This is a genomic window from Mycetohabitans endofungorum (assembly GCF_037477895.1).
Classification (GTDB): domain Bacteria; phylum Pseudomonadota; class Gammaproteobacteria; order Burkholderiales; family Burkholderiaceae; genus Mycetohabitans.
In genome coordinates this window covers 1,244,973-1,260,685 of record NZ_CP132744.1, presented here as the reverse complement: position 1 = coordinate 1,260,685, position 15,713 = coordinate 1,244,973, and the positions used below count along the sequence as shown (strand labels likewise).

Below are 15,713 nucleotides of genomic sequence, written 5' to 3'. Positions count from 1 at the left end.
GGCAAGTCCCTACGCTGTACAACGGTTTGCAACAGCGTCACGTTCTACGGTACCAATACTTACTAAACTAAGCAAAGAATCGATGGATAATTCACCGGATAGAAATTGCTCTTCGAGTTCACTGGGGAACGGATGCGGTGGCTCAAACTGACGGTGCTGGGGAGCACCATTCGCTGCCGAGCCGGCTCGATTGATGCCGTTTAGCCAAGTAACCACCTCTGCGCGATGATTTTCAACAAGGTACGTGGATAACGTCGCCACAGTGGGATAGTCGAACAGTATCGCCGCGCTCAGCTCGACGCCAAGGGCTTCATTCAGCTGGTCAACCAAGCTCGCGCCGAGAATTGAGTCAAGGCCGTAATCAGAAAACGGCTGCTCGCTATCGATCTGCGCCGCGTCGAGTTGCAACGCGCTAGCCAGCCCTTGCGCCACCAGCGCGGCGACGGCTTCTTGGGAGGCACCATTTACCTGAGTAGTCACCACCGGATCAAGCGTGTGCGCTGACCCCAGGCCATTCGCAGACTCAACATCGCCACGCTGCCCGCCGGCCAGCCGGGCGCTTTCCGCTGGGTATTGGCCAAGCAGGTAGTCAACCAGAGTGTCCAGCGTCGGGTAATCGAAGAGCAATGCGGTATTGAGCTCTATCCCTAGCGCTTCACCTAAATCGCCGACAAAGCTGACGCCAAGAATGGAGTCGATGCCATAATCGGCAAACGGTTGATCGGCCATGATCCGCTCTGGCTCTAGCTGCAGCGTCTTGGCCAAGCCATTAAGCGCCACTACGGTCAGTGCCTCACGGCTGTTGCCGTTTCCGGCCCCGCCGACGCTGCGCTGCTGACCGGAGCGAGTCTGAAGTTCAGGACTGCTGTGCTCCTGCGCTGGGCGATTCGCTGAGGCCGCACACGCGTGACCATCGCTTTGAGCGACGATAATTTGCTGGCCGAGGCAATGGGCGCACTGCGCCGGAAAAGCAACGTCGCAGAACCCGGTTTCGCCCAGCACGCTGGCCCAGCTTTTTGGATAAAGCGCCGGCGTGCCAGGAATTCTCAACTCAGGGTCTTCGTACAGCCACCAGCCCTTGAGCAAACCAAAAGTGAGATGGGAGAACAGCGATATGTCGCTGATCTCGTTCATCACTAGGATCCCGCCGCGGCGCAATACCGCGTTGGCGTGACTTAGGGTACGGCGAATTCTGCCAGTGGCATGCAACACGTTGGCCGCGATCACAATATCGTAGTGACCTGGCGTCAGTCCCTGACCTTCCGGCGACTGCTCGACATTCCACAGTTGGTAAGTGAGGAAAGGATGGGCCGGACCATACGTTTTTTTGGCATACATCAAAAATGCCTTGGACATATCGGTGTAGCAGTATTCGGCGATATGCTCACGCCAGGGCTGTAGCGCCGGTAACACGATTGACGTGGTGCCCCCGGTGCCAGCGCCAATCTCAAGGATGCGAATTCGGCATTGGGGATCCTTGGCCAGTAGCGCTTCGATGTGCTGTTGAACCACGCCAGCCACCACCTGATTGAAGTAGTCAGACAACGCATTGTTGCGATAGACCCCTTCGACCTTCTCCATCGATGACTTGGGGAAAATGACATCGGTTGCCTGGACCCGGCCACTGAGTATCGCCGGAAGCTGTTGCAAGCAAGCGTCAACCAGCTCAACCTGCGCCTTGCGCTGAGCAGAAGCCCTCAACTCGCCGCTGAGTTGACGCCAGCGTTCAGCCAGTTGTTGTTGCTGAGAAAACGCGCTGTCATTGGCGCAAATCTGCGCGCCACGGCGCAACACCAGACCATGCTGTTGCAGCAGATCGATACAGGTTGACCACCAGCGACTATAGTTGTCGCCAATGCCAGCCTGACGGCGCATCACTTCACTATCTTCGAAGCATCCCGGCTGTCCAAACAGTCCCATACGGCACAGCTGAACGAACGTCATGCCGGCCATCGCCTCGTCGAAAGGCATGGGGTCATGGGCAGCTAGCAACGGTGCGGCGGCAACGCGGTAGCGCTCAAAGCCATCAAGCGGCCCGTGATCACCGCCGTCTGCGAGCACGATGGGCTCCGGTTGCAACTGCATTAATTGCTGCACAGGTGCGGAAGCCGCCATGCAGATAACGTGATCGAGCTGGCCCCGACTCAGTGCCTGAACAAAGCGGGCGAAACATTCAAAGCCGTCGCGATCCTCCAATGCACCGGCATGGCGGCTCATCGGTTGCGCCGACGGGTCAACCGCCTGTTGCTCCGTGAGCGACGAAAGCCAAAATCCCCAGTTGATTGCCCCTACCGGAAAAGCAGCATGGTGCCGCAGGCTGCGTACCAGGCTGTCGCAGAACGTGATCCCGGCAGCATAAGCGCCCAATTTAGCTGCACCGGAGAAGGCAAAGCTCTGCCCCGACGAAAAGTAGCACATGAAATCTAATGGCTCATTGGCAAACGCCCGATAGAACTCAATGCCACCACGGCTTTTCACGTCCAAGATCTCGTGGAACTGCGCCTCTGGCATCCGGGTAAGGGCATCTTCATGATTGAAGACCACACCAGAGAAAATGGCTCCGTTGATTACGCTGTGGCGCTGCTTGATCTGCGCTACAGCGCGCTGCAACGATGCCAGATCGTTGGCGTCAGCCTGGAGGTACGCCAACTGCGCTGGATCGACCGCACGACCGACACGGCTCAAGCAGCGATCCAGTCGCCGTCGCACTTTGGGATCATCCGCCCCACTGCGCCCCAGCCAAATGACATTGGCTTGGTAGTCGGCAAGCAGGTAGCGACTGATGATCCCGCCCACTGTACCGCTACCGCCGAGGATCACGTAAACGCCACCGCGCTTGAGCGCCGGGGTGACAAACTCTGTGTTGGCTCGCATTGGCTGCTGGGCCTGCCAGGCCAAGCTGAAGATGCGGCGGCGATAGCGCTGGCCTGCGCGCAGGCACAACGCGTCACCACGCGCCAGCCCGCGCTCACTTTGCAACTGACGCACCCATTGCGACAGACACCGGCTATCGGCCAGCTCACGATGGTCAACATCGATATGACGCACCCGGAATCGATGCTCGCCCTGAGCAATGGCATAAGCCATGCCAGTCAGACCGCCGCCAAAGGCGTTGACGGGCTCACCGGCAACGTCAAAGTTATTCTGGCTAATGATATAGCTGTCAATCGCTTGGCGACCGCCATGCTGCTTAAGCCACTTGATCAACCGGAGCAACAAGACCTCGTTATAGCGCGGGCTGTCGAGCAGCGTTTGCCAATCGGTTGGCTCGCCTGAGCCACCGATAAAATAAAAACAATCGATCGCTGGATAGCCGCCGAGACAACAATCCAGTGCTTGCGGATCCGCCACATCCAACAACCAGTGATCAGTGGCCACCAAACGGTTGAGCTGTCCCGGCTCCACTCGGATGACCCTGCCGCCGCCGTCAACGAAATCCGCGTTGGCAAGGTACTGGCTCGCGATCGCTTCGGCAGCGACCGCGGCCGACGCACAGGCAACAATCAAGACGCAACGGTGCTCGCTGATCAGTGGCTGATCGTGTCGCCCATCGGCCTGCCAGCGCGATACATAGCTCAGTCGATCACAGACGGTTGACGCCGCCGACGCAGCCGCCGTCTCCATCGTGTTTGCGGTCTGGGCCGGGACTTGGGTTATCTCGGCCACTTCGCGCTCGTCACTGGCGAGACGCGCACGGGCAGGAGGCTCACTATTGGGCAACCAGAAGGTCTCACGAGCAAACGGGTAGACCGGCAAGCTAATCCGGTATGGCCGCGGGCCCGGGCGTTCAGCATGCAGCAGCGACCAGTCGATCGCCTCGCCGTCCACCCATAATTGCAGCAGTTTATCGAACTTACCGTTAGCCGCCCAGTGACGGATAACCGGTGCCCAATCCTCATCGGCTTGAGTAACCATCCGTTCGCGCTTGACGTCGCCCACATAGATGCCGTCACCCGCCTGGCCGCCGCTGTCGATAAACTGCCGCAGCTTCATCGCTAGCGCGACGGGCGTCTCAGCCACCAGGCCAAGCCGCGTCGCCATCTTCTCCCGGCCGGTTTGCAGCGTATAAGCCAAGTTGGTCAAGTCAGCACCCGACATAGACGGCCGGGCTTCAACATAAGCCAGCAGCGCCTTGGCATAGTCGCGCAGACGCTCGCTGTCCCGGGCCGACAATAGAATCACCTCAGCGCCACGATGGTTTGGCAGCTCACGGTATTCGTTGTGCTCCTGCAGCAACACATGCGCATTCGCGCCGCCAGCGCCAAAGGACGAGACGCCGGCGATGCGCGGTCCTTCCGCTGCGGGCTGCCAGTCGCCCAACGCCTGTTGCAAATAAAACGGCGTGGCGTCCAATGTCAAGTTGGGATTCAGTTTGGCGGCATGCAGGCTCGGCGCAATCTGCTTGTGCTTGAGCTGAAGAATCACCTTGCTGACGCCGGCGATGCCAGCCGCGCCTTCTAAATGACCAATATTCGATTTCACCGAGCCCAGCGCGCAACGGCCCAGATCGACGCCGTCCATCGCAAAAGCTTGGCTCAGCCCGCTCACCTCGATCGGGTCGCCTAGCTCCGTGCCAGTGCCATGGGCCTCGATATAGCTAATCTGGCTTGCGTGCAGCCCAGCTTGCTCGATCGCCAGGCGAATCACTTTGGCTTGCGCTTGGGGATTGGGCACGGTGTAACCGTTGGTCTTACCACCATGGTTGACCGCCGTGGCACGGATGACAGCATGGATGTTGTCTCTATCCGCTAACGCCTGCGACAGGGGCTTCAACAACAGAGCGCCGACACCCTCGCCGGGTACGAAACCGTTACCGTCTGCTCCAAAGCTGCGACAGCGACCGTCTTTCGACAGCATTTGGCCGGCACATAACTCGACATAGTTGGACGGGTGCAAATAAAGGTTGACGCCGCCGACGAACGCCATTCGACACTCACCGCGACGCAGGCTTTCGCAGGCCCGGTGCAGCGCAGTCAAAGACGATGAACACATGGTATCCACCGGTTCGCTCGGCCCGTTTAAGCCCAGGACATAGGAAACCCGATTGGCCGTCGAGCTAAACGAGGTGCGCGGGAATATCAGATGACCTTGTTCGCGCAACGCCGGCCCATAGAGGCCGTATCCAGTTTTGGTGATCCCAGCGAAGACACCGACATTGCCTTGGTAATGTTCGACCAGATCCGCCTTGGTGATGCCAGCGTCTTCTAACGCATGCCAGCAGGATTGCAAGAACAACCGTTCTTGCGGGTCCATGTTGACCGCCTCACGAGGCGAGATATTGAAAAACAGCGGATCAAAATCGGCAAAGCCCTCAACAAAGCCGCCCCACTTACTGTAACTACGGCCTTGCTTCAGCGCTTGCTGCACTGAGTCAACATAAAAATCCTGCAGCGACCAACGATTGGCTGGAATTTCGCTGATGCAGTCGCGTCCCTCCTTGAGGTTGCGCCAATACTCGTCGAGGTCAGCGGCTTGCGGATAGCGACCACTCATACCGATCACCGCGATGGGCTCAACCGCAGCAGCCACCCGCAGCTCCGCAGCCGTTACCCTCCGTTCCGCCACCGTTGTTTCCGGCTTGGCGGTCGCTGGCTCGCATGGGCTCGAAGCTTGACGCTGAACTTGCCCGCCGCTTTGCTCTTCGACCAAGCCGCTCCACAACAGGCAAGCGCGATGATGCCGCTCCACCAGGTAGCCGGTCAACTTGTCCAGACTGTGGTATTCAAAAAACAGCGTTTTCGACAGTTGACGTTCCGCCGGCTGCAGCGACGTCATCCGGGAGAACGCATCTTCCAGCGCCTTGTTGAGCCGGGTGATCATAATCGAGTCGATACCGTACTGTTCCAGCGGCGCATCAGACTCGACACGCGCGGGCGGCAGCTTGGTGACCTCACAAAACACGGCCTTAAGTCGCTCAAGCGTAGCGGCGGCCAGCCGCTCACGATCCACAGTAGCATCGGCCAATGTCACCGAGTCTTGCGCGCCGCTGCCAGCCGCAGCCAGCACCGCGGCCAACTCTTCAGCGCCTGACGCAGCGGTGAAATGACCGCGGATCTGCGACAGATCGCCTTCGATGATTAATAGCCGTTCCAGTGCGGCATTGAGTCCCAGCTGTAGTGCGTTGACGCCATGGACAGACTGCATCGGTGCCATCCCGGTCTTGCGGCGAATGTCTGCCCGATCGGCCGCGCTGATCTGCATGCCACCGTCCCGCCACAGCGGGTAATTGATTGACATCGTATGGCCAAATCGCTGACCCTGCTCCACCCACCTGTTGCGCAAGCTGGCAAAGTGGTCCATGAACGCATTGGCCGCGGCATAGTCAGCCTGCCCCACACTGCCCAGCACAGCCGAGCACGAAGAAAACAAGACAAAAAAGTCCAGGTAAAGCCGACGGCAAGCTCGATCCAGCAGTTCGGTGCCGATGACCTTGGCGGCAAACACCTCGGCAATGTCCTGGGGAGACTTGCGTGCGAGTAGCCGATCCCTATTGACACCTGCGCTATGCAGCACGCCGTTCAAGCCGCCATGTTTGGCACAGATTTCATTGATCAACTGCTCAAGCGCTTCGGCATCGGTCAGATCAACCCGATAGTAGCTGACTTGGGCGCCGGCGTCGCGCACTTGCTGCAGACGCGCCTGCTGCTGGTGGTCGAGAGTCGAGCGGCCGATCAAGATCAAAGTCGTCTCGCGGCACTGCGAAGCGATCGCGTTAGCGAAGATCAGCCCCAGGCCCCCCGCGCCACCGGTAATCAGGTAGACGCCCCGATCTTTCCAGCCTGCCGTCGCGCCATGCCTGTTTATCGGTTGGCCCGCCGCAACATCATCAGCTAGCTCCTGCCATTGCAGCTCCAGACGGCCACCGTCAGCACTGCTTCGTTGCAATACCGAACTGCCGCTACGGTGCGTTTCAGAGAGCATCGCCGTGAGCTCACTGATCTGTGATGCTGGCAATGGCTTGTCCGCTTCAACCTCGACCAACAGGCAACGCGCGCTGAGTGTGGGCTGTTCCAAGCAAGCCGTTTTCAGTAAGCCATCGAGGCCCGCGTAAAGCAAACTGTCCGGCGCGTGCTCGGCAATAGCCAGTTCAATGTGCACCCGGCCACTCAGCTTTTGTAGACGCAGTAACAGTGCAATCGCCAGCTCCTGGTAACGCGCTGCCGGCGTGCTCTTGGTAGAAGCCAGGACTTCACAGCTGAGCGCACTTGCTGCAGCGGTAGACAAGGATTGCCATTGCGCCACCTGTTCACTGCTGAACCCGACCAAAAACAGCAAGCCCTGGACAGCCCCATCATCAACGTTTTCGCCGACCGGCTCTTGCCAAACAGGCCGTGCAACGAACAAACCCGTAGCAGACTGCGGCAGGTCCTCACCCATTGATTCACTCATTGCATTCGGCGCTTCAATAACGCTCTGCGCAGCGATGACCGACCGCGCAGTTTGATCGACCCAGTAACGCTCCTTAGCAAACTGGTAACTCGGCAGGTTCAGACGCATTGCCGATCCGGCCGGCCACCGCGTTGCCCAGTCGATCTCGGCTCCGCCGACCCATTCGGTGGCCAGTTGCCCAGCTTCGTCGGCCAACGCTACTGGCAAATCGCCGTTGGCCAGCCGTGCCAGTTGGGCTTGCAGCTGCGGAACATTGTCGGCCACCACCGCCGCCCGCACTCGCATAGGCTCTCTAGCAGTCTGTAAGGTAAAGGCCATATTGACCAACAGCCCTTGCTGCGACGATGCGCTTTTGTCCAGCCAACGCGCCAGCGCCCGGGCATTGTCTTGCAAGCTTTCAGCAGTTTTGGCTGACAATGGAAAAATCCGGCTCACTGTCGGTGGCGCCGGACACCGGTCAACGGCTTGCCTCGGTGGGTAGTCACCGATGACCAGGTGGGCGTTGGTGCCACTATGGCCAAAAGCATTCAGCGCCGACAGCAGCCGTTCGCCGCCCATTGGCTGCCAGTCGATCGCTTGGCGGTTGATATAAAACGGCGAGCCCTCCAGTTCAATCAACGGGTTGAGCCGTTCGAAGCCGGGCATCGCCGGCAGCTTGCGATGCCGCATCGACAGTAGAATCTTGATTAAGCCGATTACCCCGGCACCCGCGGCCGCGTGGCCGAGGTTAGCTTTGGCGCTGCCCAACACACAATATTGTTGGGCAGCGGTGAACTGACGGAACGCGCGAATCAATGCGTTGGCTTCGACCGGATCACCGAGTCGGGTGCCGGTGCCATGGGCCTCAACATAGCTGATCTGCGATGGGTCGATCGCGAACTTACGATAGGTGTCGCGGATCAACTGCTCCTGGGCGTCACCGTTTGGCGCGGTAATGCCGTTGCTGGCCCCGTCCTGGTTCACCGCCGACGCTTCAATGACACCATAGATGGGATCGCCGTCGGCCTCAGCATCCTCCAGCCTTTTCAACACCACCATGCCGACACCTTCGGAGATCACCGTGCCGTCGGCTGCCGCGTCAAATGCGTGACATTGGCCGCTGGGACTGAGCATGTCAATCGCCGACAGGCTGATCAATCCCCGCTGATCCAGCAGCGCGTACACCCCGCCGGCTAGCGCCATATTGCTTTCTGCGTGACGCAAGCTTTCGCAAGCCTGGTGGATCGCCACAGCAGACGAAGAGCAACCGGTGTTGACGACCATCGCCGGCCCTTTCAGGTCGAGGAAATAAGACAGTCGGGAAGCCACAATCGCCTCGGAGCCACCGGTAAAGGAGTCGTGGTGGTAACCGCCAGGCTCCGCGCCAACGTAGACGCTAATTGCACGACCCGCCAGCGTCATCGGGTTATAACCCGCGTCTTCGAGCGCCTTCCAGCTTTCCTGCATCACCAACCGCTGGTGCGGCGTCATCGACTCCGCTTCGTGAGGCGTGAGGTTGAAAAACAGGGGATCGAAGCAGTCACGGTTTTTCAGTATCCCTGCCCATTTGCAGTAACTCTTGCCTGGCTGCTTATCGGCACTGTAGGCACGGGGATCGAGATAATGCGCCGGCAGCTCTTGCACGCTATTGTGCCCGGCCAGCAAGTTATCCCACAGCTCATCGACATGATCAGCGCCAGGAAACTGTCCGGACATGCCGATCACCGCAATCCGTCCACTAGCGGCCGTGCTCGCCGACGAATGGACGCTCGGGGCTACGTCGATAGTCGTTGGCCGATCCGCGCCGCCTAGCGCAACGGCCATGACTGGGCTCATCGTCGCTGCCGCGGCAGCGACTGCCGGCGGCTGTATCTTCGAGGTGCCGTTAGCTACGGCCACGGCAGAATGAGCCTCAATCGGTTCAGCCAGCGTCCGTTTGATTGGCTCGCCATACGTGTTTAACAAATAGTCCCGCAGCTTAGCCACCGTGGACTGTTCAAACAAGACCGCACTATTGAGCTTGATTCCCAGTTGATGACTCAAATGCTTGACAAAGCCCACCCCAAGGATCGAATCCACGCCATAGTCGGAAAACGGCGTGCGTAGCGCGATGCTCTGTGCGTCAGCCTTAAGCGTATTGGCCAAAGCATCGATGATCAATTGCTGCAGTTTACCGGCTATATCTTCGCATTGTCCGGCCTGGCTTGCATGGTGCTCGTTTAACATGGAGTCGTTGTTTTCCGGTTGGCGCGCCGACGTGGCTGGGGCGGGTTGTCCAATGTCTTGCAGGACTAATCCGTCACTATGGGCGGTGATGATTTGTTGGCCTAGCGTGACCCCGTGGTTGATCCGCAGACTGACCTGCGTGAAGCCCTCGCTGCACAGCAGCTCAGTCCAGCTGTCATCGGCCAATAACGGCGAGCCGGGGATCCGCAGTGGTTCATCTTCGTACAGCCACCAGCCGTCGAGAAGGCCGAAGGTCACAGTCGCTGCTGTGGTTTTGCGGTTCAGCTCGTTTAACGCCAGCAGACCACCACCGCGTAGCATCGCCTTGGCGTGGGCTAGCGTGCGGCGCATATTGGCTGTCGCATGCAGCACATTAGTGGCAATGACGATATCGTAACCGACAGAGGCAGGGTTGCTATCGTCAACAGCTTGGCTGATATCCAGAATTCGGGTCGTGAAGTAAGGATGGTCAGCCGCGAAACAGCGCTCGCCATGCTGCAAGAACGCGCGGGAAATATCGGTATAGCAATACTCACCGATGTGCCCAGCCAACGGCTGCAGCGCGGGCAGCAGCTTTGCAGTGGATCCCCCCGTGCCAGCGCCGATTTCAAGGATACGCACCGGCCGCTGGGGATCCGCCTCGATCCGGCGGCGCACATCATCGGTCACCGCCGCCGCTAGTTGATCGTTGAAAAAATCTGACAGCGTATTTTGTTTGTAGATTCCTTCGACCTTGGCCATCGAACCGTCGGGGAATAGCAGATCCGTGGGCTGAATCTGCCCAATCAGAATGTGCGGTAGCTGTTGCAGGCAATCGTCGATCAAAGCCACCTGAGCGCGACGATCACGGTCTTCCAGGTAGCGATCACGCTGCTCCCGCCAAGCCGCCCAGATCGCTGCGCGGCGCTCTTGGGCAATATGTACTGCCAGGCCGAAGGTCTCGCCCTGCTGCTGTAGATAGCCATGCTCTACCAAGATCGCCAAGCATTCGTGCCACCAGCGACGATACCTGTCGCTGATCCCTGCCTGCCGTCGCCACGCTTCAGCGCTTTGCTGGCCTGATGCGGTGAAAATTCCGAGCGTCTGCAATTGAATCAACAGCAATACAGCGATCGACTGATCAAGCGTCCGAGGATCAAAGATGTGCTGCAGCCTGGCAAGCTCGGCGGGCTCCAGCTCGACGCACTGCGCGGGTTTCGCTGGCACGGCAAGTGGGTTCAGCTTGTACTGCCGCCCCTGCGGCACAGCCATCAACTGACGCACTGCCGTCGAAGCCTTGATACACAACAACCGGGGCAGCGAGCCGCCGGCCAAGTTAGCGACAAAGCGGCTGAAGCAGGCAAACCCTTCGTCATCGCCAAGCGCATCCATGTGTTGGCTGATCGCCTGCGGTTTCAGCGACGCGCGCCAGAACCCCCAGTTGATCACGCCGACCGGGAAAGCCGCCGCTGGGCGAATCGCGTCGGCAAAGGCATCGGCAAAAGTGATGCCGCACGCATAAGCTGACAATTTAGCCGCACCGGAGAACGCAAAACCCTGGCCGGAAGAGAAATAACAGAGGAAATCGAGTGGCTGCTCGGCAAACGCCTGATAAAAATGGATGCTGCCGCGGCTCTTAATTTCGAGAATTTGCCTAAATTGCGCTTCCGACGTCTGTTGGATGCTGTTTTCAAAGTCAAAGACCATGCCGGAGAACACGGCGCCATTGATCCGCCCATAGCGTTGTTTGATCTGCGCCACGGCCTGCTGCAACTGCGACAGATCCGTCGCGTCGGCCTGGATATAGTCAACCCGGCCATGGAAAGGGGCCGCCGTCACACTTTGCTGTACCTCGCGGCTGTCAGCGGCCTTGCGCCCCAGCCAGACCACGCGCGCCTGATAATGCTCGATCAGCTGGCGACTCACCACCTGACCGATGACACCGCTGCCGCCCAGGATGACATAGACTCCTTGACGCTTTAGCGCTGATCGGCTGTCACCGCTCACTGGCAGAGCCAATGGCGTCAACTGTTGAACAAAACGCTCGCCTCGGCTGAGCTTGATCAGTTCTCCCCGCTCTGAAGCGGGTTCAGCCAAGATTTGCGCCAGCAACCGCTGCCGACTGTCTCGCGTGTCTAGTTCCACAGAGCGAATATCCAGGTTGCGAAGTTGCACCCGGTGATCACTCTGGGCCATCGCATAACCCAATCCGGCCATGCCCGCCCCCAGCGGATTGCCCCCTCGTTGCTCACCGGCAAAAGCGTAACGGTCCAGCGACAACAAGAAACAATCTACCCACGCGTCGGCGGCTATATGGTGCTGCAATGCCTTAAACAAGCTGAGCAGTGGCAATTCGTTGTGTTGCACACTGTCGGCTAGCATCAGCGGCGTGACGTCGCTCTTCGCTTGTGCGCCGATCACGATAATCTGCGCCACCTTGCCGACCGCCGCGAGGATCTGCGCAAAACCTTGCGGATCCTCGTAGCCACAACGCCAACGTCCCACCGCTAACTCGGCAGTCGCTCCCGTACCGCAGTCGATCTGCACCACCGTGCGGCTATCGCGATAATGATCAACCAGTGTCTCCAACAGCAGCCCGGTTGCCGCGCCGCGTGGCTCCACCGCCACGAGCACAATCGCCCCAGGACCTGCCAACGTGGCCCGCTCGGCCGCCGCTTGCGGCTGCCAGCGCGGCAAATAACAGCAATCGGATAAATCGCTGTCGGCAAGTACTTCACCATCGAGCAACGGCAATGAATCTGCCCGCTGGACCTCACTCCCGCCGTGACACGGGGCGGGGTGCGCCAGAGCGGGCATCCAATAACTGTTTTTGGCGAACGGATAACCTGGTAAGTTCACCCGCATCGGCGGCCGACAAGCGCGATCAACATAGAGCCGATTCCAGTCGATTGCACCGCCACGCACCCACAACGCCGCCAATTCGGCCAACTCACGTTGTTCCAACCAACGGTCGATTTGCTTTTGCGACTCAGCGTCGGACCACTGCGCGTCGAGCGCCTCGTCAAACAGATCGACATGGCCGTGGAACACATCGTCGATAGGCTCGCCAGTGAGCCACCGTCCCAGACGGCGTTGCAGATCTGGAAGGGCATCAACGATGAGCGCTAGCCGCACGTTCATCGCTTCTCGCCCCACTTGTAGCGTATAGGCCAGATCGGCTATCTGAACCTGGTGACCGTCTTCACTGTCAAGGTAAGCCTGTAATCGGGACACCGACTCAGCTAGGCGCTGTTGATCGCGAGCCGATAACAGGATCAACCAGGGGCCGGCTGCGGCGGGTCGTTGGTCTACCGCACCACTATATTCCTCGACAATCAGTGACGCGTTAGCACCGCCAGCCCCAAAAGAGGAAATCGCCGCGATCCGCGTGTCACCGTTGGCTGTCCACGGCGTCAACTGTCGCTGCACGCGAAATGGCGTACCTTCAAAATGGATTTTGGGGTTGAGCTGCTCGGCGTGCAACGACGGCACCAGTTGGCGATGCTTGAATTGCAGCAGCACCTTGCTTAATCCGGCGATACCCGCTGCGCTTTCACAATGGCCGATATTGCTCTTGACTGAACCAATGGCACACCCCTGACTAGCCACGCCGTTGCGGTTGTCAAAAGCTCGACTCAAGCCGCTGATCTCAATCGGATCGCCCAGTGCGGTGCCGGTGCCATGGGCCTCGATATAACTAATTCGGCTCGCGTCGATTGCTGAGCGCGACAGCGCTTTTTCTAATACACGCTGTTGGGCGCCGGCGCTGGGCACGGTATAGCCATTGGTCTTGCCACCGGCGTTAATTGCGCTGCCACGAATCACCCCGTAGATCGGGTCGCCATCGGCAATCGCCTTGTCTAGCGGCTTGAGCACCACCGCGCCCACCCCTTCACTATCCACGAAGCCGTCGGCGTCACCGCCAAAGGCACTGCATCGTTCGCCTGGCGATAACATCATCATCTCGCACAGATTGATGTAGTGGTGCGGATTGACGATCAAGTTGACACCGCCTGCAATCGCCATCTCACAACTGCCGTTAGCCAGGCTTTCAAGCGCCAAATGAATCGCTGTCAGTGATGACGAACAGGCGCTATCGACGACAAAACTCGGTCCCTGTAGATTCAGTTGATAGGACACCCGATTGGCAATCGACCAATAGTTGCTCATCGGGTTATAGCTGCCGTTCATGACCCCGACAAACACCCCAACCTCACCCTGTTGGTACAACGTTGCCGGGTTGTAGCCCGCGTCTTCGATACTGTGGTAGGCCACTTCAAGGAAAAGTCGCTCTTGCGGATCCATCCGCTCAGCTTCGCGGCGGGAGATTCGGAAAAACGCCGAGTCAAACTGATCAATGCCCTTCAGGAAGCCACCCCAGCGAGTGTAGATGTGGTCGGCCTTTCCCTTCTCCGGATCAAAATAACGGCGCCAGTCCCAACGATCAGCCGGAATTTCGTCGATCGCGCAATGGCCACCGGCCAGGTTACGCCAAAATGCAGTCATCGACTCTGCGCCGGGATAACGACCATCGAGACCGATAATAGCGATCTTGTTTTTGCCGTCCTGCGCGGCCAATTCGACCGTCGCCGGGGCGTGATCACTCTCTGGCGTGCCATTGGTCTCCAACGCCGCCTGGGCATGGGTCTGCGGCACGAGCTGTACAACGGCTGCGGCTCCCTTGTTCGGTTCAACGCTGGACTGCCCCAACAAGGCTTTCAACTCGTCTTCTCGATGCTGAATAAAGTACTCAGTCAGCGCCGCCAAGGTCGGCATTTCAAAGAACAACGCACTGTCTATCGCTTCGAATTGCTCATTAAATGCATTGGTTAACCTAACCACCAGAATCGAGTCTAGCCCGTAGTCCTCCAGCGGACGAGACAAACTCATTTTGTCTGCCGGAATCTTCAGCGTTGACGCCACCAACTCCCGAAGGTAGTCGCTCACCCGCCGCCGCCAACTACCCGATGCGATGCGATCCTGCGCCGGGTTGGAATCGTCATCACACTGGCTGGCGATGGACGGCCGCGCGCTCGGTCGCGCCGTCTTTGCGATAGGTTGGCGCACAATACCGTCACTCTGGGCAACGATAATTTGCTGGCCTAGGCCGTGAGCCTGTTTGGCGGGAAACAAAACCGGGCTAAGCCCCTCCTGCTCCAGCACCGCCTGCCAGCCAGCCGGCGACAATCCAGGACACCCAGGAATACGCAATGCGCGATCCTGGTAGAGCCACCAACCTTCTAGCAAGCCGAAGCTCAAGTGGGTAAACAACGACGCTTCACTAATTTCGTTGAGCAACAACAATCCACCTTTGCGCAAAGCAGCCTTGGCGTTGCGCAAAGTCTGGCGGATCTCCGGCGTGGCATGCAGCACATTGGTCGCCACCACCAAATGATAACGATCTGTAGCGATCCCCTGCTCCAAGCAAGAACGGGAGACGTCGAACAGCCGGGTCTGTAAAAACGGGTTATCCCGGCCAAACTCATGAGCACCATGCTGTAGGAACGCATGGGACAGATCGGTATAGCAATATTCGTCGATATGCGCCCGCCATGGCGCCAGCGCAGCCAGCAACCCTGCCGTGGTACCGCCGGTGCCTGCACCAATCTCGAGGATCCGCAACGGCTCAGCATCTTTAGGACGACTTTCGATATAGGCTAACGCCGCTTCGATCAGGACTCGATTGAAGTAATCGGAGATCCTGTTGTGTTTGTATACCCCTTCCACCAGCGCCATCGAGCCATCAGGAAAAAGGACGCTAGTCGCCGACTTTTCACCAGTCAATACAGATGGCAGATCCTTCAGACAAGCGTCAAGCAACTGCGCCCTGGCTGCCAAGTCACTATCCTGACGCCAATTCGCTAGCCGCTCGTGCCATTGCTGCCATAACGAGTCAGGGTCGCCGACGTCAACACCCGCCACATACTTTAGGCTTTCGGCTAGCCAGAGGTCAAAGTAATCTGGCGTGGCGTTACCGTGCCGCGGCGCAAGGCGTTGCAAATCCTCGCTGCGATGTAGCCCCAACCTGTGCAACTGGGTCGCCAGTAGGCGGCACGCCAGCGCTTCGAGTTCACCGGCTAGCGTTGCTGTAGTCTGATTTACGTCTGTTAGCATGCTTCAATCCTGTGGTAACGCGTCTG

Annotated in this window: 1 protein-coding gene; it reads right to left on the bottom strand. The window is 58.8% G+C overall.

Features of this window, described 5'->3' with window-relative positions; translation table 11 throughout:
- Positions 1 to 9: 9 nt before the first annotated feature.
- Positions 10 to 15,687, bottom strand: a complete 15,678-nt coding sequence (locus RA167_RS05425; protein ID WP_076786964.1) for an SDR family NAD(P)-dependent oxidoreductase — start codon at positions 15,685 to 15,687, stop codon at positions 10 to 12.
- Positions 15,688 to 15,713 lie beyond the last annotated feature (26 nt).